General features: G+C 45.2%; 22 protein-coding genes. 10 read left to right on the top strand and 12 right to left on the bottom strand.

Going from position 1 to position 17,690, the window contains the following annotated elements:
- The 4 genes from grpE to Q0C19_RS02655 all read left to right on the top strand — a co-directional run.
- Positions 1-120 (top strand): nucleotide exchange factor GrpE (grpE, locus tag Q0C19_RS02670; protein WP_295052560.1); only part of this gene is annotated, 120 nt, incomplete at its 5' end.
- A gap of 25 nt (positions 121-145) precedes the next feature.
- Complete coding sequence (gene dnaK, locus Q0C19_RS02665; protein ID WP_295052557.1) at positions 146-2,023, top strand: molecular chaperone DnaK; 1,878 nt, start codon at positions 146-148, stop codon at positions 2,021-2,023.
- An 86-nt stretch (positions 2,024-2,109) separates the two neighbouring features.
- Positions 2,110-3,342 (top strand): glutamate-5-semialdehyde dehydrogenase, encoded by a 1,233-nt coding sequence (locus Q0C19_RS02660; RefSeq protein ID WP_295052555.1) that lies wholly within the window; start codon positions 2,110-2,112, stop codon positions 3,340-3,342.
- Between the two features lie 47 nt (positions 3,343-3,389).
- Positions 3,390-3,911, top strand: coding sequence for an ATP-binding cassette domain-containing protein (locus Q0C19_RS02655; protein WP_295052553.1), 522 nt, complete (start codon positions 3,390-3,392; stop codon positions 3,909-3,911).
- Between the two features lie 13 nt (positions 3,912-3,924).
- On the opposite strand, the gene Q0C19_RS02650 is transcribed toward Q0C19_RS02655, so the two are convergent.
- From Q0C19_RS02650 to Q0C19_RS02610, 9 genes are all read right to left on the bottom strand, one after another.
- Entirely contained in the window at positions 3,925-4,620 is a 696-nt protein-coding gene (locus tag Q0C19_RS02650) for a lysophospholipid acyltransferase family protein (protein WP_295052551.1), read from the bottom strand.
- Complete coding sequence (locus tag Q0C19_RS02645) at positions 4,601-5,758, bottom strand: hypothetical protein (protein WP_295052549.1); 1,158 nt, start codon at positions 5,756-5,758, stop codon at positions 4,601-4,603. Before Q0C19_RS02645 ends, Q0C19_RS02650 begins: the two co-directional genes overlap by 20 nt.
- Positions 5,755-6,429 (bottom strand): phosphoribosylformylglycinamidine synthase subunit PurQ, encoded by a 675-nt coding sequence (purQ, locus tag Q0C19_RS02640; RefSeq protein ID WP_295052547.1) that lies wholly within the window; start codon positions 6,427-6,429, stop codon positions 5,755-5,757. Before purQ ends, Q0C19_RS02645 begins: the two co-directional genes overlap by 4 nt.
- The gene (purS, locus tag Q0C19_RS02635; protein ID WP_295052546.1) at positions 6,426-6,668 is read right to left on the bottom strand and encodes a phosphoribosylformylglycinamidine synthase subunit PurS; all 243 of its coding nucleotides are present in this window, start codon (positions 6,666-6,668) and stop codon (positions 6,426-6,428) included. Before purS ends, purQ begins: the two co-directional genes overlap by 4 nt.
- Positions 6,669-6,670: 2 nt before the next feature.
- Complete coding sequence (purC, locus tag Q0C19_RS02630; protein ID WP_295052544.1) at positions 6,671-7,381, bottom strand: phosphoribosylaminoimidazolesuccinocarboxamide synthase; 711 nt, start codon at positions 7,379-7,381, stop codon at positions 6,671-6,673.
- 2 nt (positions 7,382-7,383) lie between these two features.
- A complete protein-coding gene (locus Q0C19_RS02625; RefSeq protein WP_295052542.1) occupies positions 7,384-8,706 on the bottom strand; it encodes a S41 family peptidase in 1,323 nt (440 codons plus the stop codon).
- Positions 8,707-8,782: 76 nt separating this feature from the next.
- Positions 8,783-8,986 carry an RNA-binding S4 domain-containing protein gene (locus Q0C19_RS02620; protein ID WP_295052540.1) on the bottom strand — a complete coding sequence of 68 codons (204 nt, stop codon included), beginning with the start codon at positions 8,984-8,986 and terminating at the stop codon, positions 8,783-8,785.
- Positions 8,987-9,076: 90 nt separating this feature from the next.
- A complete protein-coding gene (locus Q0C19_RS02615) occupies positions 9,077-9,349 on the bottom strand; it encodes an RNA-binding protein (RefSeq protein WP_015652803.1) in 273 nt (90 codons plus the stop codon).
- 127 nt (positions 9,350-9,476) lie between these two features.
- Positions 9,477-11,402: an acetate--CoA ligase family protein gene (locus Q0C19_RS02610; protein WP_295052539.1), complete on the bottom strand. Its 1,926-nt coding sequence runs from the start codon at positions 11,400-11,402 to the stop codon at positions 9,477-9,479.
- A gap of 197 nt (positions 11,403-11,599) precedes the next feature.
- Between Q0C19_RS02610 and Q0C19_RS02605 the strand changes: the two genes are divergently transcribed.
- The 4 genes from Q0C19_RS02605 to Q0C19_RS02590 are packed head-to-tail and all read left to right on the top strand — an operon-like array spanning position 11,600 to position 14,558.
- On the top strand, positions 11,600-13,204 hold the full coding sequence (locus Q0C19_RS02605) for an ATP-binding cassette domain-containing protein (RefSeq protein ID WP_295052538.1): 1,605 nt from the start codon (positions 11,600-11,602) through the stop codon (positions 13,202-13,204).
- Positions 13,191-14,024: a DUF5718 family protein gene (locus Q0C19_RS02600; protein ID WP_295052537.1), complete on the top strand. Its 834-nt coding sequence runs from the start codon at positions 13,191-13,193 to the stop codon at positions 14,022-14,024. The genes Q0C19_RS02605 and Q0C19_RS02600 overlap by 14 nt, the downstream gene beginning before the upstream one ends.
- The gene (locus Q0C19_RS02595; protein ID WP_295052535.1) at positions 14,017-14,223 is read left to right on the top strand and encodes a DUF1653 domain-containing protein; all 207 of its coding nucleotides are present in this window, start codon (positions 14,017-14,019) and stop codon (positions 14,221-14,223) included. The genes Q0C19_RS02600 and Q0C19_RS02595 overlap by 8 nt, the downstream gene beginning before the upstream one ends.
- A complete protein-coding gene (locus Q0C19_RS02590) occupies positions 14,220-14,558 on the top strand; it encodes a translation initiation factor (protein WP_295052533.1) in 339 nt (112 codons plus the stop codon). Before Q0C19_RS02595 ends, Q0C19_RS02590 begins: the two co-directional genes overlap by 4 nt.
- A gap of 20 nt (positions 14,559-14,578) precedes the next feature.
- Here Q0C19_RS02590 and Q0C19_RS02585 read toward each other — a convergent pair whose 3' ends face one another.
- On the bottom strand, positions 14,579-15,787 hold the full coding sequence (locus Q0C19_RS02585; RefSeq protein WP_295052531.1) for a diguanylate cyclase: 1,209 nt from the start codon (positions 15,785-15,787) through the stop codon (positions 14,579-14,581).
- Positions 15,788-15,881: 94 nt separating this feature from the next.
- On the opposite strand from Q0C19_RS02585, the gene Q0C19_RS02580 reads away from it, so the two are divergent.
- Positions 15,882-16,196, top strand: coding sequence for a hypothetical protein (locus Q0C19_RS02580; RefSeq protein WP_295052529.1), 315 nt, complete (start codon positions 15,882-15,884; stop codon positions 16,194-16,196).
- A gap of 99 nt (positions 16,197-16,295) precedes the next feature.
- Here Q0C19_RS02580 and Q0C19_RS02575 read toward each other — a convergent pair whose 3' ends face one another.
- Positions 16,296-16,697, bottom strand: coding sequence for a rhodanese-like domain-containing protein (locus tag Q0C19_RS02575; RefSeq protein ID WP_295052527.1), 402 nt, complete (start codon positions 16,695-16,697; stop codon positions 16,296-16,298).
- A 62-nt stretch (positions 16,698-16,759) separates the two neighbouring features.
- On the opposite strand from Q0C19_RS02575, the gene Q0C19_RS02570 reads away from it, so the two are divergent.
- On the top strand, positions 16,760-17,122 hold the full coding sequence (locus Q0C19_RS02570) for a hypothetical protein (RefSeq protein ID WP_295052525.1): 363 nt from the start codon (positions 16,760-16,762) through the stop codon (positions 17,120-17,122).
- 3 nt (positions 17,123-17,125) lie between these two features.
- On the opposite strand, the gene Q0C19_RS02565 is transcribed toward Q0C19_RS02570, so the two are convergent.
- The gene (locus Q0C19_RS02565) at positions 17,126-17,683 is read right to left on the bottom strand and encodes a manganese efflux pump MntP family protein (protein ID WP_295052558.1); all 558 of its coding nucleotides are present in this window, start codon (positions 17,681-17,683) and stop codon (positions 17,126-17,128) included.
- Positions 17,684-17,690 lie beyond the last annotated feature (7 nt).

Raw genomic sequence — 17,690 nt, 5'->3', positions numbered from 1 at the left:
GCAGTACAGCGTGTAGACAGTGATGAGCATGAAAGCGGAGCTATCGTAAACACTTTCCAAAAAGGGTTTCGATACAAAGAACGGACATTGCGCGATGCAATGGTCGTTATTGCAAATTAATTTAAATAAAAAATAGGAGAATATTATGTCAAAAGTTATTGGAATTGACCTTGGTACTACCAACTCATGTGTTGCTGTTTATGAAGGCGGCGAAGCAAAAATTATCCCGAACAAAGAGGGAAAAAACACCACTCCATCGGTTGTAGCGTTTACGGACAAAGGGGAGATCCTTGTCGGAGATCCTGCAAAACGTCAGGCGATCACAAATCCGGATAAAACGATCTACTCGGTCAAACGTATCATGGGTCTTATGATGAACGAAGAGAAAGCAAAAGAGGCGCACGATAAAGTTACCTATAAAATCGTCGATAAAAACGGTATGGCTGCGGTTGACGTAGCGGGTAAAATCTACACGCCGCAAGAAATCTCTGCAAAAATCCTTTCAAAATTGAAAGCGGATGCGGAAAGCTACCTCGGCCAAGCGGTTAGCGATGCGGTTATTACCGTTCCTGCGTACTTCAATGATGCACAGCGTAAAGCGACGAAAGAGGCGGGAACGATTGCAGGTCTTAACGTCCTTCGTATCATCAACGAGCCTACTGCGTCTGCTCTTGCATACGGGTTGGATTCAAAAGGGGATGAAAAAGTTCTTGTTTACGATCTAGGGGGCGGAACGTTCGACGTTACGGTTCTTGAAATCTCTGAGGGAACTTTCGAGGTTCTCTCAACCGACGGTAATGCGTTCCTCGGTGGGGATGACTTCGATAACAAAATCGTAGACTTCCTCGCAAACGAGTTCAAATCCGACCACGGTATCGATCTCAAAGCGGACAAAATGGCGCTTCAACGTCTCAAAGACGCGGCTGAAAATGCGAAAAAAGAGCTTTCATCTGCTGAAGAAACCGAAATAAATCTTCCGTTTATCACCGCAGACGCATCAGGTCCTAAACACTTAGTTGTGAAATTGACCCGTGCGAAATTCGAGGGGATGATCGATACATTGGTTAAAGAGACGATCAGCCATATCAAAACTGCGATGAAAGATGCAGGGATGAGCAACAATGAAATTAACGAAGTTATCATGGTTGGTGGATCAACGCGTCTTCCGATCGCACAAAAAATGGTATCCGATGAGTTCGGCGGTAAAACCCTTAACAAAGGGGTAAATCCGGATGAAGTCGTAGCTGCGGGTGCGGCGATTCAAGGCGGGGTTCTTCGCGGAGACGTTAAAGACGTACTTCTCCTCGACGTTACACCGCTCTCTCTCGGGATTGAAACACTTGGCGGCGTAGCGACGAAGATCATCGAAAAAGGGACCACAATTCCGGTGAAAAAATCGCAAGTGTTCTCGACTGCCGAAGACAATCAGCCGGCCGTCAGCATCAGCGTTGTCCAAGGTGAGCGTGAGTTTGCCCGCGATAACAAATCTCTCGGGTTGTTCGAACTTACCGGTATCCCTGCGGCACCGCGCGGTGTACCTCAAATCGAGGTAACGTTTGACATCGATGCCAACGGTATCCTCACTGTTAGCTCGACAGACAAAGGGACCGGTAAATCTCAATCGATCACGATTTCAGGAAGCTCCGGACTCAGCGAAGAAGAGATCAATAAAATGGTTCAAGACGCGGAAAACCACAAAGCCGAAGATGCGAAACGCAAAGAGATCGTAGATCTTCGTAACCAAGCGGACGCGTTGGCTAGCCAAACCGAAAAATCTCTCAAAGAGATGGAAGATAAAATTGACGCAAGCGAAAAAGCGGCAATCGAATCGGCTCTCGAAGAACTTAAAGCGGTCTTGAAAAACCAAGATGCTTCTAAAGAGGAGATCGAAGCGGCTACCAAGAAATTGGCAGACGCGAGCCATAAAATGGCAGAGCAAATGTACAAACAAAATGAAGGTGGCGAAGCCGCTTCATCAAATGCGAAAAAAGATGACGACGTCATCGACGCTGAAATCGAATAATTTCTTTTCTTTCCCATTCCCCGCTGGGGGAATTCTTCTTCTTAATCCTCATTTGTTATAATATCCCCAATTAAAAGGGAACTTTCATGGAACATTTTTTAGACAAAGCAAAATCTGCTAGCCGTGTTCTGGCAACATTAAGCGGAAGCGAACGTAACCGGATTCTTCGTGAAATGGCCGAAGCGCTTCGTGCCAATACGATGAATATTATCGAAGCCAATGCGCTTGATATGCGTAAAGGTTCTGAAGAGAAGTTAGCCGCATCACTGATGGAGCGTCTAATGCTCGACGAAAAGCGGATTGAGTCTATGGCGGTAGCGATTGAAGAGATCGCCGCACTTAAAGACCCTATCGGAAAAGTGCTTGAGGGGTGGGTTACCGAAGTGGGACTTAAAATCGAGAAAGTGAGTATCCCTATCGGAGTGATCGGAATCATTTATGAGTCCCGCCCGAATGTCACCTCCGATACGGCGGCACTCTGCTTTAAAAGTTCGAACGGATGTGTCCTCAAAGGGGGAAAAGAGGCTGAAGCCTCCAACGGTATTATTGCAGATGTCTTGCAGCAGGTTCTCCTCCGTAACAATCTCCCGAAAGAGCTCATTGCCCTTTTGCCGGACGCAACGCGAGAAGGGGTCGCAAAACTCATTAAAATGGATCAATACGTCGATTTGATCGTTCCCCGCGGCGGAGAGGCATTGATCCGTTTTGTGAGCCAAAATTCGAGTGTTCCTGTTGTCAAACATGACAAAGGACAATGCCATTTGTATATTGATAAAGATGCAAAAATTCAAGATGCTCTTCGTATTGCGGTAAATGCCAAAGTCCAACGTCCTTCTGCTTGCAATTCGATTGAAACCCTATTGGTAGACAGTACCATCGCATTAGAGGTGCTCCCTTTGATCAAAGAGGTATTTGACCGGGAGAATACACGGCTGAAAGGGTGTGAACAGACACGCGAAATTATTTCGGTTGAGAAAGCGAGCGAAGAGGATTTTGATACCGAATATTTGGCGAATATCCTCAACCTGCGTGTCGTTGACGGAGTGGATGGGGCAATCAGCCATATCGTCCGGTTTGGTTCATCTCATTCCGAATCGATTATTACCGAAAATATAACGACGGCAGAAAAATTTATGAACAGCATTGACGCCTCTACCCTGTACGTTAATGCATCAACACGTTTTACCGATGGGGGGATGTTCGGATTTGGGGCTGAAGTAGGGATCAGTACCAGTAAACTACATGCTCGAGGACCGATGGGAATAGAGGGCTTAACCACTTATAAATACAAGGTATACGGAAAAGGGCAGATTCGTTGAACTCTGTTTTAAATATCGAAAACATATCTTTTGGATATAAGAAAGATATGTTATTGTTCGATAATTTTTCACTTTCTCTTAAAAAAGGGGAGATCAAAGCGATAGTCGGGCCTAGCGGTGTCGGAAAATCGACACTGTTTGAGCTCATTTTAGGGCACCGTAAACCCTTCTTCGGCTCTATCCGTTCTACATCGCTCTCACAAGTCTTTCAAGACCCCTACAGCTCGTTTCACCCTACGTATACAATACGTGACCAGATCCGAGAAGTTGCACGGATGGAGGGGTATGAATTGCTGATGGAGCAAATGGGGCTGGATGAGGCGCATCTGGATACATTGCCTCATAAACTCTCCGGCGGACAGTTACAGCGATGCTCAATCTTGAGGGCATTATTGATGAAGCCGAAACTATTGCTTCTTGATGAGCCGACGTCAGCACTCGATAATCTGAATCAGCTTGATATTATGAAACTGATTGTAAAAAATATTGAGGGGATGGGAGTATTGCTTATCACCCATGATGGGGATTTGGCACAGTGGTGTGCCGATGAGATAGTGACCCTAAAATAGCCACAAAAGACTTTTACGAATATTGAGGAAGATTGGAGAGGGCATCATCGTATGCCCTTTGCATTTTATCGTGCGTCTCGGAGAGCCACTCAGGATTGCTTTTGTCGGCGACAAAAGAGTCCAGATAAATAGCGGTTATGGTTCCGGAGCGAAAGATTTTTCGTTTATTGCTGAAATGGTGTGCGGTTGCGATAAGGACGACAGGCTGAACTTTGAGGCTAAATTTATCGGCAACCATTTTGGCACCCGCTTTAAACGGCTTCATCTTACCTGTTTCAGTGCGGGTTCCCTCAGGGAAGATAGTAATAACACGTCCGTGATCAATACGGTCTTTACACTCTTTGATCAGTTTGACAAGGGCAGTTTTAGACTCCCGCTCAAGTGCGATATCTTTAGGCAATCGAACAACCAAACCGAAGAAAGGGATATCAAATAGCTCTTTTTTAGCGACCCAAGCCAAGTCTTTAGTTGTAATGGTCTCCATCACACCGATATCGATATCGCTTTGGTGATTGACGAGGTACATCTGAGCCTCAGGATCGGGGGTTCCCTTGACTTGTACGGGTATAAAGACGAGAAGGCGGATAAACCATGCCGAAAACTTTACGGCATAGGGCTTCGGGAGAAGATAGAAGGTCACTATCATCAGCGTCATCCCAGTGAAGATGATGATTACGGCATAAAGCCACTTAATTCGGGCAAAGATCACGTTTGTTTACCCAGCCTACTTTATCATTTCCAAGATGTATTTTAATAAAATCGCCCACTTCATTTTCGGATTCGAGATGTTCATCTTGAAGGGTCATTTCAAAAATCGTTCCGTTTTTTATCGGAAGCAAATAGATCGGCGCATCTTTCTTAACACATACGTTTTGGTTGGGAAGAAGGGTGTAGACGATATAAAACATCGGCAATGCCGAAATATAAAGATACCATTTATTCCGTCTCCAGTAAAACATTCCAAATAGCAATATAACGACGATTCCGGCTGCACCGATTTTGAGTTCAGTGTGGCGTGCATCGGTCGGGGAGAGATCGCTTTGGGTAGAGACAGTATCATCATCTACGACGATCGGTATAACCAGAGATTCGTAACGCTGCTTTTTTAGATTGAAAAATGAGAAATTTAGATTTTGATCGGTATTCGGGATAATCGCGTAATAGGTCATTTGCGATTCGCCGACGTTGGAAAACTTAGATTCAAACCCTTGCTTAATAGCATTAGGGATAGAAAAGTCACCGATATTACATCGTGACGCTTTTACGGTAAAAATGACGACGTTGCTCTCATTGTTATAGGGGGTCGTTTTATAGTTGATGACTTCAAATTTATCGGCTAAAACATTAGCATAGCCCGAAGGCGGGCTAAGGGTTGTAGCGCTTAGTGCGGTTCCGATAAGCGCTTCGGTAGTTTTTCCTGTCGATGTAAGGGTTGCGGTAATGTCAGGAAAACGGACGGAAGAGGATTGAACGAGAAAATAGAATGTATCATACACCCCATCCTCTTTGACGCTTCGGCGCGGTGTGTCACTGAAAATACGGATACCCTCTTCATTTTGAAGGGTGTATTCGATATTCCCGGATGCCAAATCAACGGGAGTGAGTTTAACGGTAACGGGGATTATTTCTCCGACATAGGGACGTGCAGGCAGATCATGAAACTGAAGCGTTAGACCTGCTGCGGAAACCCCGGAAAAAAGAGCGTTAACATCCGATTCGCCGGCTTGTGCCGTTCCGGGTGTTTCCTCGGCTGCAGGGGATGCTGATTGAGCCGGATCTGTGAGAACCGAAGGTTCTGCAAAAAGAATGTGTCCTGCAAGGAAAAAGAGAAGAGCTAAAGCTTTCAAGCGTTTATAAACCCTTCGAGCATCGCTCTGCCGTCATCCGAGCCTAAAAGGGTCTCCATTGCACGTTCAGGGTGAGGCATTAAACCGAAAACATTTTTGTTTTTATTACAAATTCCAGCAATACTGTCGACTGAACCGTTCGGGTTCTCGATCTCTCCGACAGAATCGGTATATTTTAGAAGAACCTGGTCGTTTGCGTAAAGCTCTTGAAGCCCTTCGTTATCGATATAAAAATTACCGTCATGATGAGCGATAGGGATATTAACGACTTGGTTCACTGCGCATTTGCGGAGAAAAATGTTATCGTTATTCACTACTTTAAGATAGTGATGGCGAGAGATAAAGTGAAGCCCTTCATTGCGTTTAAGCGCTCCGGGAAGTAGCCCTGTCTCGGTCAATACCTGAAATCCGTTACAGATACCTAACACTTTTCCGCCGTTATCAGCATAGATTTTTAGCGCTTTCATAATCGGAGACATTTTAGCGATGGCACCGCTGCGGAGATAATCACCGTAGCTAAATCCCCCTGCAGCTACTACCAAATCCATGTCAGAGGGGATAGTCTCCTCTTTGTGCCAAAGAATTTGTGTTTCACACCCTAATGCGGCAAACGCATGCTGGGTATCGTACTCACAGTTTGTCCCCGGAAATTGGATGATGCCGACTTTCATGCTTGAATCTCGATCTCATAGTCTTCGATAACGGTGTTTGCCAAAAGCTCTTCGCACATATGAGCTACTTTCTCTTTGGCTGCAGATGCATCGCTCTCATTCAGTTCAATAATGATTTGTTTCCCGACGCGAACATCTTTGACGCTTTCAAAACCGTGTCCCGACAGTGCATGCTGTACCGCTTTTCCCTGAGAGTCCAAAACTCCGTTTTTCAAAAATACATTTACGATTGCTTTCATTATTACCCCAATATTCTGTTTAATACTTCTTCGTAGGCTACTTTGAGCCCGCCAAGCCCTTGTCGGAAACGGTCTTTATCCATTTTCTCACCGGTAGCCAAATCCCAAAAACGGCAGTTGTCAGGGCTGATTTCATCGGCTAAGATGATTTTTCCGTTTGCATCACGACCGAATTCGAGTTTGAAATCGACTAAATTAAGCCCTTTTTCATGGAAATAAGGGCGTAAGATGCTGTTTACTTCACGCGCCATCGCACGGAGTTGATCGAGTTCCGCTTCGTTTTTGACAAGATTCAGAATCAAGCAGTGTTGATCGTTGAGTTTCGGATCACCGAGTTCATCGTTTTTATAATCGAATTCGACCAATGTAAAAGGGAGAACCGTTCCATCGGCAATACCGAGATTTTTACTCAGGCTTCCGGTTGCGATGTTGCGGACGATCACTTCGATCAAGATTATGTCCACTTTTTTGCAGAGCATATGGGTATCATCGAGCATATCAACGAAATGGGATTCAACACCGTTTTTAGCCAACATCTTGAAGAGTTCGGTTGAAATTTTATTATTCAACGCCCCTTTTCCCGATTCGTTGTCTTTTTTGGCTCCGTTGAATGCGGTCAAATCATCTTTAAATTCTGCAATGACTAAATTGGCATCGTCGGTATTAAAGAGGCGTTTAGCCTTTCCTTCGTAGATGAGATCGCGTTTTTCCATGATTATTTTCCTTTGACTATGATTAGAGCTTTGATAATATCGACACCCTCTTTGAGCTGAATATCTTTATTCATCTGTTCCGGAGTGATAATCGTTTTATTGGTTGCATTGACTTCGGTTACATCGATCATTCCGCTCTCTTTTTCGATTTCAGAGGTGAGATGCTCTTTGAGATCGGCCTCTTTGATATTAAACGACTTATCGTGGTTTTTGATTTCACCGGCAACGACTTCAATATCCGGAGTGACACCGACGGCCTGAATGGTGCGACCGCTTGGGAGGTAATAGCGGGCTACGGTCAATTTTATCCCTTCGGTTTCGGTAATCGGCATAACAACCTGCACGGAGCCCTTTCCGAACGTTTTCTCTCCGACAATGACGGCACGTTTCAAATCTTGGAGCGCACCGCTGACGATTTCGGATGCACTGGCTGAGCCTTCGTTGACTAAAACAACGAGTGGAAGCGCGGTAATCGTATTGCTTTTCGTCGCTTTATAGGTGATATCGTCGGCTTTGTTGCGCCCTTTTTGGGATACGATAATCCCCTCATCAACGAATAGATCGGTCAGGTCCACCGCTTGATCGAGGAGTCCGCCCGGATTGTTGCGCAAATCAAGGATGATCCCTTTGCTTTTGCTCGCGTGCTTTTTAATCGCCTTTTTGACATCCGCCGCTACTTTTTTATCGAAACTGGTGACACGGATATAGAGGATATTCCCGCTTATCGTACGCGTGTAGACAGATTCTACGGTGATAATATCACGAATGATATGCACTTTGATCGGATCGGCAACCCCTTTGCGGACAATGGTGATGTCGATAGGGGTTTTGGGCGCTCCGCGCATCAAGCCGACCGCATCGTCAATCGTCATGCTAAGGGTTGATTTATCATTGATTTTAAGGATAATGTCTCCCGCTTTGATCCCTGCTTTATCGGCAGGCGTCCCTTCGATAGGGGCAATAACCGTGAGGGTATTGTCGCGCATACCGACCGTTATCCCAAGACCGCCGAATTCCCCGTCGGTTTGCGTTTTAAGGTTGTCGTAGCTTTTTTTATCCATGTAGGTGGAGTGGGCATCGAGATTGGAGAGCATCCCCTGCAATGATTTGTCGATAAGCTGATCAACCGTCAGGCCGTCTACATTATACTGTTCGACAATTCCCAAAACTTTGGTAAATTTGGCAAGCGATTGGAGACGCGAGGCTTCTACAGAGGCTTCGGTAGGTTCGGAAGCAGAATTTTTTGCAAACAGTGATGTCGAAAGGACGACACTAACCGCTACGGCACTGACAAAACCGACTACCATCATTTTTGTGTTTTTCATACGTTTTTTGAACCTCGTGTAGAGCCGTTAAATAAGATCAGGAATTATAGTGAAAACTCCATTAAATAACAATGGATTAGATCACTTCGATAACGGCGTCACCGATGGTGATTTTATCCCCTTTGGTAATTTTTGCCCGTTTGCGGGTTTCAATTTCACCATTGCGAAAGACCTGGTTGTTTTCGATGAGTAATTTGGCTTGACCGCCGGTATCGACAAGGTCTAGCAGTTTAATTAGTTTATGGAGCTCGATATAAGGTTCGGTGAGAGTATAAGTCATAAGTGCATCTTTATAATAAATTATTTATTTTTGGAAGTAAAAGAGGAAATAGTATGAGGCATGAAAGCCCGCAAGGGCCTCATGATGTGATTACCAGCGATCGCGTGGAGGGCGTGGAGCACGTGGACGAGCTTCGTTAACACGAAGTGTACGTCCGCCGAAATCGTTACCTTCAAGGGCAGTAATCGCTTTGTTAGCTTCGTCTTGATTCGCCATTTCAACGAAACCGAAACCACGGAAACGTCCTGTCTCTTTGTCGTTTACGAATTTAACTGAACTAACTTCACCGTATTGTCCGAAAAGATCTTTGAGATCGTTTTCGTCTTTGCCGTAGGGAATATTCCCGACATAAATTTGTGTCACATTGTACTCCGTGAAAAAATCGAACTATAACCAGCATAATCCTGCACACATTCTAGCAATTAGAATCTTATGGGAATGTTAAGAATAATTGTATATTTATAATTAGTCAAAATCCCATGTCAAAACTTTACAAAAACGCTCCCGCCTCGTGCAATGTGGTGAAACAGGGCTTGGAATGCTCCCGTAAAAAGAGGAGGGCTTCGCTCATCATAGCCCCCCCCAGCAGGATAGGAAAAACCGGCTTGTTCCACGGCCGATCCAAGAGGCGAACGATATTGAGGGTATCGGTCATCATCTGAGGGGTGATAAGAAGATAGATTAAATCGACTCCCTCCATCGCATCGACGCAACGCAATGCCGCCTCAAAGCGCTCACTGCGCGCATCGCCGATGATGTCGATAGGGTTGTTGCGCGACCAGTTCGCGGGTAAAATGGCATCAAGCGCTTTAATATCATCCTCTCTCAGGGTATAGAGTTTGGATGCGCGTTCAATAATGACATCGGTGATAATAGTTCCAGGCCCTCCGGCATTGGTGATAACGGCGATATTTTCAAAATTTCTGGCATACAGGAGTGCTTCGATGGAGTCCACCATTTTTACACCGACACTCTCCAACAGACCTCGAAACATAGGGTAGTCACCGCTGAGATTTCCGGTATGGGAAAAAGCCGCTTTTCTTGCTTGCGGGGATTTTCCCGCTTTATAGACACGGATCGGTTTGCTGCAAAGACGCAAAGCTTCCAAAAATGCTTTCCCATCTTGTATCCCCTCGGCATAGAGGGAGATTGCGTGACACTCGGGATCGGCCGAGAGCATCGTGATAATATCGGCGAAGCCCATGTCCGCCATGTTTCCCGCTGAGAGGATATGGGAGAATCCGATCCCTTCTTGGGTCGCTTTGTCCATCAATGACGAGAGGACGGCTCCTGATTGGGCGATGAGGGCAAGAGAACCTTTCTTGATAACCGGGGAGCCGAAGGTAAGGTTAAGGCTTTGGGTCGATTCGTAATAACCCAAGCAGTTCGGACCGATAATATTGAGATTATGCTGTTGTGCCAACTCGCTTAAACGCTCTTCGCTTCGGGTATCGCCAATCTCTTTGAACCCGGCCGAAACGATAATAATATTTTTCACTCCCATGGGAATAAGCGCTTCAATCGTTTCGATGACATGACATGAGGGGATTGTAATAACGGCGGTATCAATCGTTTCGTGAATGTCGTTTAGGGAACAATAGAGGTGATGATCCTCAAATGTCCCCCCTTTGGCATTGACCAAAAAGAGTTTGCCTTTAAAAGAGAGGGCATTATGGGCGATGGCGTAACCCACTTTATTGGGATCATTAGACGCACCGATAACGGCAACGCAGCGGTTATCGAAAAAGTTGTTACGTATCCGTTTTGCCGGCGTACCCCCAGTGAGGGCAGTGTGATAATCGATCCTGGCATCTACGACGTGCAACCCTTTGGGGTTAAAGATGACGGGGTTGAGATCGCATTCGCGAATGTTCGGATTGCTTTTGATAAAGCGTTGAAGGGTTTGAATAAATTCGACGATTTTCCCCATCATCGGTTGTGAGCCTCGAAACCCTTCAAACAGTTTGCTGATTTTGGTCGTGCGGATCGCACGTAGAATTTCAGCTTCACCCGCGTGTATATCAATGTAACAGACGTCACGGTAGAGTTCCAGCAACACCCCCCCTTTGCCAAAGAGGATAATTTGTCCGAAAATCGGATCATCCACGACACCGGCAAAGAGTTCCTCTCCCTGAATCATGGCGGTAGCGATAAAGCCGTCTTGGGAATCCAGTACGATATTGTGTTCACCGATTCGGCGTATCATCTGATCACGTGCCGCTTCTGCCGTTTCACGAGTGCTCAGTGAAATACTCACCCCGCCCACATCGCTTTTATGGACGATTTTAGGGGATTCGACTTTAAGTGCTACGGGATAAAAATCAAGTTCAATCGGCTCATTGAGCGCAAATCGGCGAAACGGGGGAATTTGGAATCCTGATTGGGACAACAAAGGGTAAAGTTCAGATTCGACCATGTGTATCTCCTGCGGAGTTTTTTGGGTACCTCTAAAAGGATGAAGAAGCGGATTGAGTAGTATAGCCTAAGGCGGTTATCGTGTAAAGAACTTACTCTAACATATTGTAACAATTTACTTTAATATTTCAACCTTTATGAGGTGATAATGGGAATTTGGATATAATCGCGAAATTAATTAAAGTAAAGAGTTTCACAATGGTACAAGTCACAAAATTAACAATGCGTTTTGGAAGTCGGGTTTTATTCGAGGGGATTAACCTCAAACTCGACCGTAATAAACGGTACGGTCTTATCGGAGCCAACGGCGCCGGAAAAACAACTTTTTTGAAAATTCTCAGCGGAGAGATCAAAGAGTACGAGGGGGATATCTCCATCGAGCCGGGTCTCAAAGTAGGGATTTTGGGTCAAAATCAGTTTGCGTTTGAGGATTTCACCATTGCCGATGCGGTATTGTGGGGAAATAAACGCCTTTTTGATGCGATCAAAGAGAAAGAACATTTGTACGCCAACGGCGATTTCGAAGATGAAAAAACGAATGACCGCCTTGCGGAGTTGGAGATGATTTCGGTTGAAGAAGATCCGACCTACGAATACGACGTTCAAATCGCCAAGATTTTGGAAAATGTCGGGATTTCGGCAGAGCATCATAATGATTTGATGTCAAGTCTCCCTTCATCGGAAAAATTCAAAGTTCTCCTTGCTCAGGTTCTTTATCCGAAACCGGATGTTTTGTTCCTCGATGAGCCGACGAATAACCTCGATATCGACACGATCGGATGGCTGGAGCGTGAGCTTCAGCGCCATGAGGGGACATTGGTCATCATCTCGCATGACCGTCACTTCATTAATGCCGTTGTTACGAATATCCTCGATGTCGATTTCCAAAAAATTCGTGAATTTACGGGAACGTATGACGATTGGTATATGGCCTCTACTATCATGGCAAACCAGATGCAACTTGATCGTGATAAAAAAGTAAAAGAGAAAGAGCAACTCGAAGCGTTTGTCCGTCGATTCTCCGCGAATGCATCAAAAGCAAAACAGGCGACCTCTCGCCAAAAGCAACTCGATAAACTTACGATTGAAGATATCAAACCATCAAGCCGCCGTGACCCGAGTATCGTCTTCAAGCCAAAGCGTCCTATGGGGGATGAAGCATTGCGCGTGGCGAATGTTTCTCACAGTTATGACGATTTGAAGGTCTTGCGTGATTTTGATATTTTGGTGGCTCCGGGTGAAAAAATCGCCATCATCGGTCCCAACGGTGCCGGTAAATCAACGTTGTGCAAAATCCTTATGGAAGAGATGAAGCCGACAAGCGGAACCGTCACTTGGGGTGCGACGATTGAGTACAGCTATTTCCCGCAAGACACGACCGACAAAATTAAAGGGGACGGGACGCTATACGATTGGCTTCGCGGATTTGATCCAAAACGTGAAATCTCGGAAATTCGTAACTGTCTTGGACGTATGCTTTTCAACGGCGAACAGCAAGAGAAAAGCGTTGAGAAGATTTCAGGGGGAGAAAAACATCGTATGATGCTTTCGAAGATGATGTTGGAGGGGGGGAATTTCCTCGTTCTCGATGAGCCTACCAATCACCTTGACCTAGAAGCGATTATTGCTCTCGGCGAAGCACTGCTCGATTTTGAAGGCAATGTTATTTGTGTGAGCCATGACCGTGAGTTACTCGATGCGTTTGCAGATCGTATTATTGAGTTGCATCTTGATGGAACCTATATCGATTTTAAAGGTTCGTACGAAGAGTTTGCTGAGGCAAAAGCAAGTGGAAGCTTATAAAAATTACGTCGGACTCGGGGTTGCGGGCAATTTTGCCCTCCACCTCGAACAAGCCGGTGAAAGTGCCGATTTCAAAGATGTCGTGAGCGAAGATCCGAACGGACCTAAGGGAATATTCCCTTTTTACATTCCCGGACATGAGGGACAGCTCGGTGTCTACCCTCTTAGCTGCGATACCATCCTCCTTCCCAACGAAATGTGTAATGTTCAGCCCGAGCCCGAAGTGGCACTTATCTGTGATCTTGATTATGACAGTGAGGGGAATATTATCGATATTGCACCTAAATTTTTCGGTGCGTACAATGACTGTTCTCTCCGTAAAGAGGGTGCCGCAAAGATCAGCCACAAAAAAAATTGGGGTGAAGCCTCGAAAGGGCTATCCTCCACACTGATTCCGGTCGGGTCGTTTGAAAAGGGGGGTGTTATGGAGACCTACCGTATCGCTTCGTTCTTACGACGTGAGGGGAGTCTTTTACGTTACGGCGAGGATGTGGAGCTTACGGGATACAGTTATTTTTACGGTAAACTTATTAACTGGCTCAAAAACCAAATCAATACGCAACTTGATTTCGGTCCCTTGGAACCGATTCAAAGCTATCTCAAAGAGGCCGGATATCCTAAGCAGGCGATTATCAGTATCGGAGCAACCCGCTATACCCATTTCGGTGAGACGAACTTTCTTAGAGAGGGAGATGAGGTGATTGTGGTTGTGTATGATAACAATAAATACTGCATGAATCCGATCCTCTCTATGGCCAATCGCGGAGCTTTGGACGGTGAAGGTATTAGCGCCCTCGTTCAGAAGGTCGTGCGTGGTTGAAAAAGGGTTGTATCGTCACTACAAGGGGAAATACTACGAAGTGATCGGGGAAGCTAAACACTCTGAGACCGGTGAACTTCTCGTGGTCTATCGGCCATTGTACGGTGAACAGGGGTTGTGGGTACGCCCAAGTGAGATGTTCGAGGAGACGCTGCCAAACGGCGTGAAGCGGTTTACCTACAGCGGAGAATCTAAATGAGCCGCGGAACGCCGCTCTCTCTCGATTTGGGAGCCTCTTGGGGGGATGGATGGAGTCTGGAAGAGGAAAAAACGGCGCAGCCTCTTAGCGTTCTCGATCCTTCTGCGCACCGTCTTGTCTTTCAAAAAGAGAAGCGCAAAGGGAAAACGGTCACTCTCGTCGGTCCGTTCAGTCTCGGTGAAGAAGAAGCACAAAAAGTCTTATCCGTGTTAAAAAAGTCACTCGCTTGCGGCGGTGCGTATAAAGAGGGATGGATGGAATTTCAAGGAGATATTTCTCCGAAAGTACGCACACATCTCGAAAAACTGACCTTTAAATTCAAAAATCCGAAATAAGTTTATACTTCACGCATGGATTACAGTTGATTGCTGAACATCACTTGATTGCGCCCCCGCTCTTTAGCGGCATAGAGGTTCGTATCTGCTGCATGAATCAGAGAATCTTCACTCATATCGACGGTAGGGGTAATGCAAATTCCACCGACAGAGATGCTCAATATGGGTAAAATCTTCGATCCCTTGTGTTCGATTTTTAACCTCTCAATAGCGGCGCGTACTTTTTCTCCCATACTGTGAGCATTTGCGCAATCGGTATCGGTAAGGATAATCCCGAACTCTTCTCCCCCTAAACGAAACGGATAGTCTCCCGGCCGCTGCAGCGCATTTCTAAGTACTTTTGCCACGGCTTGGAGAGCTGTGTCTCCTTGTAAATGGCCATAGGTATCGTTATATTGTTTAAAAAAATCGATATCGATCATCATAAAAACAAAAGGGGTGTTAGAGCGTAAAGCACGCTTAAATTCCCGTTCATAGACAATATTAAAATAGCGCCGATTGAACAATGAGGTCAGGGAATCGGTGTAGGAGGCCTGCTCGAGTTTGAGATTAAGGTGTTTGAGCGTTTCGCTTGAAGCAATCAGCTGTTGCTGCTGTACTTCGATGCGGGAAAAAATTATCCACGCTAATCCCATGACGAGCGCTAAAATAACCCCCAAAAAGAAGACTAACTGCAAGAGCGCATTTTCGTATTGAGCCAACAGCATCGAGTGCTCATATTTGGCCGTGGCATTTTCGTAGGCGATAAGTTGCGCAATGGTGGAATGTATGGATTGGATATTTTCATCCATAGTCATCAGGGAGATGGGATGCGAGCGGCTTGAATCGTTCATGAGTGAGCGTACTTCGCTAAAGTAGTTTCCGATGCTTTGGATTTGTGTTTCGGTGTAATTGACGTAAGCCATCTCTTCCGGGCGTTTATGATGGGAAAGATAGTCACTCCATAAATGATTGATTTGATCCAATCCCTGCATAATAGTTTCCGATGCCTGCTCATCGCTGAGGAGTTGGTGGCTCCATCGGTAGACGGATGAGGCAATATTATTATGATAGGTTGCGGTAATCGTATTGAGATCGCTTAAGGGGATGAGGGAGCCGAAATAGAGGGTATCCATATTTCGTTTGATGTTCTGTATATTGATATAACCGATTAATCCAACCACTACAAGGCCAAAACCGACCAGCAATAACAAGTACAGAAGTTTTGTTTTGAGTTTGAGTGATTTCACAATGTTGATTAATCTTTATTGTTTGGATAGTTTATCTAAGCAACTCCTATACCAAAAGCCATTACAATCACATACTTTAATGAGGAGGTCGACAATGGCAAAACGACTTATCAAGGATGAACGGATCAAGACGATTATTCATAATATTGCCGAAGATTTCCGTTTTTCACATGAGACGGGAGAGTATGCTCTCTTGTTTTACAAAGCGGATACGGAAGGTTCGGTTCGCGGTGCCGACATTGAGTCAATGATCGAGTATCTCTCCACAGGACTCTCTGAACTTCAAGATAATATTCAATGGCGTAGAGAGTTTCTGAGCGAGAATCCGGGAGTGGATGAGATGCGAATGTTGGAAAACCTCGGCGTGATCGAAAAAGAGTATCTCGATCTGCTCGAATTTTTACGTTAATATCCAATACAATCCATACCCGATTCCGGCGGCAATGAGGATAATCAAGCCGAACGTGAGGAGTATTCGGGTGGTTAAAAGCCAGATAAAACGGAACATTTAAGGTTTCGGTTTATACGGCTCCAGCGGTATTTTTTTACCGATGGCGTATTGGATACCTCCGTCTAAATCAATGACACTGTACTCTAGCTGTTTTCCCAAATAGGTACCTAAAACTTTACTTCGGCTGCCGCTGTTGCAGATGAGGGCAAAGCGTTCATTCTTTTTGACTTTTTGATTCAGCTGCGCTAGAAAACCGTTCATATCGTAATTCCCGTTTTCATCAAAGAACATGATCGGAAACGAACCTTTTACCAATCCCGTTGTTTTCCATTCGGAAGGGGTACGGATATCGATAATCTTGATTTTAGAGTCGATCAGCTTTTGATCGATCGGCTGATGAGAGTAATCGGCCATCAATGTGGTTGCAAATAAAAACAGGGCAATAAGTGAAATGCGCATACTAAATCCTCTTAAGGGTATAATGGCGGTATTGTATCGACGAATGATTAATATGAGGGTTTATGGGGACATCTAAAGAAGAAAATTCAAAACGGCTTCGGTATATTCGTCTGTTGGGCCGCTTTATCAGCGGGATATTGTCCTATTTGGCGAAAAGCGACAATCCGACCAAAGAACAGTATGACCAAAAAGTGGATATGAATTTTCGATTTTTGGAAAAGAATGAAGCGGTAAAGCTGTACAAAGACGAGTATATGGAACTCGAAGCATTGGGGCAAAAAATTCTCGATTTTCGTGCGGGTGACGAGGAGATAGAGACCATTAAAGAGGAGTTGTTTTATGCCCAAAATCAGCTCGAAAAACGGGTCAATGCCCGCCGTTACAAAAAATCAAAACATGATAACCACGCAACCGATGGATGGTAATAATTAAATCAATCCGGTATGCTCTAATAAGATTTTAAAACCTAAACCGATAAGAATCAATCCTCCAAGCATTTCTGCTTTGCTCTCCAGAAGTGATCCCAGTTTTTTTCCGACATACACGGCAATGACACACAATGCAAATGTGACCAGTGCGATCACGCCGGCAGCGGTGAATATATCAGTTTTCAAAAAAGCAAACGTCACCCCGATAGCCATCGCATCGATACTCGTAGCAATCCCTAACGTGATAAGCGTTTTGGTTGAAAGGTCGGTTACCTCTTCATCAAATTCATTTTTGTACGCTTCATAGAGCATTTTTCCCCCCAGACCTACGAGGAGGAGAAAGGCGATCCAGTGATCAAATGATTGCACGTATTCGGCAAAGCTGATTCCGATGAAGTATCCTGCCAGCGGCATAACTCCCTGAAAAAAGCCAAAGACGGCAGCAACGAAGAGAGCATTGGGGAGCAAAAGCTCTTTATATTTAGATCCGATGGCAATGGAGACGGCGACAGAGTCCATCGCCAATGCTATAGCGAGGATGAGAAGAGTTTCATTCATGAGGGAT

Origin of the sequence: Sulfuricurvum sp. (assembly GCF_023250475.1) — a bacterium.
Classification (GTDB): Bacteria; Campylobacterota; Campylobacteria; order Campylobacterales; family Sulfurimonadaceae; genus Sulfuricurvum.
Note: the sequence above shows the minus strand (reverse complement) of the source record. Positions and strands in the feature narration are given on the sequence as shown.

Excerpts from the sequence above, each read along its gene's own strand:
- dnaK (WP_295052557.1), top strand. The coding sequence starts at position 146 with ATGTCAAAAGTTATTGGAATTGACCTTGGTACTACCAACTCATGTGTT.
- Q0C19_RS02660 (WP_295052555.1), top strand. The coding sequence starts at position 2,110 with ATGGAACATTTTTTAGACAAAGCAAAATCTGCTAGCCGTGTTCTGGCA.
- Q0C19_RS02655 (WP_295052553.1), top strand. The coding sequence starts at position 3,390 with ATGTTATTGTTCGATAATTTTTCACTTTCTCTTAAAAAAGGGGAGATC.
- purQ (WP_295052547.1), bottom strand. The coding sequence starts at position 6,429 with ATGAAAGTCGGCATCATCCAATTTCCGGGGACAAACTGTGAGTACGAT.
- purS (WP_295052546.1), bottom strand. The coding sequence starts at position 6,668 with ATGAAAGCAATCGTAAATGTATTTTTGAAAAACGGAGTTTTGGACTCT.
- purC (WP_295052544.1), bottom strand. The coding sequence starts at position 7,381 with ATGGAAAAACGCGATCTCATCTACGAAGGAAAGGCTAAACGCCTCTTT.
- Q0C19_RS02625 (WP_295052542.1), bottom strand. The coding sequence starts at position 8,706 with ATGAAAAACACAAAAATGATGGTAGTCGGTTTTGTCAGTGCCGTAGCG.
- Q0C19_RS02620 (WP_295052540.1), bottom strand. The coding sequence starts at position 8,986 with ATGACTTATACTCTCACCGAACCTTATATCGAGCTCCATAAACTAATT.
- Q0C19_RS02610 (WP_295052539.1), bottom strand. The coding sequence starts at position 11,402 with ATGGTCGAATCTGAACTTTACCCTTTGTTGTCCCAATCAGGATTCCAA.
- Q0C19_RS02605 (WP_295052538.1), top strand. The coding sequence starts at position 11,600 with ATGGTACAAGTCACAAAATTAACAATGCGTTTTGGAAGTCGGGTTTTA.
- Q0C19_RS02590 (WP_295052533.1), top strand. The coding sequence starts at position 14,220 with ATGAGCCGCGGAACGCCGCTCTCTCTCGATTTGGGAGCCTCTTGGGGG.
- Q0C19_RS02580 (WP_295052529.1), top strand. The coding sequence starts at position 15,882 with ATGGCAAAACGACTTATCAAGGATGAACGGATCAAGACGATTATTCAT.
- Q0C19_RS02575 (WP_295052527.1), bottom strand. The coding sequence starts at position 16,697 with ATGCGCATTTCACTTATTGCCCTGTTTTTATTTGCAACCACATTGATG.
- Q0C19_RS02570 (WP_295052525.1), top strand. The coding sequence starts at position 16,760 with ATGGGGACATCTAAAGAAGAAAATTCAAAACGGCTTCGGTATATTCGT.
- Q0C19_RS02565 (WP_295052558.1), bottom strand. The coding sequence starts at position 17,683 with ATGAATGAAACTCTTCTCATCCTCGCTATAGCATTGGCGATGGACTCT.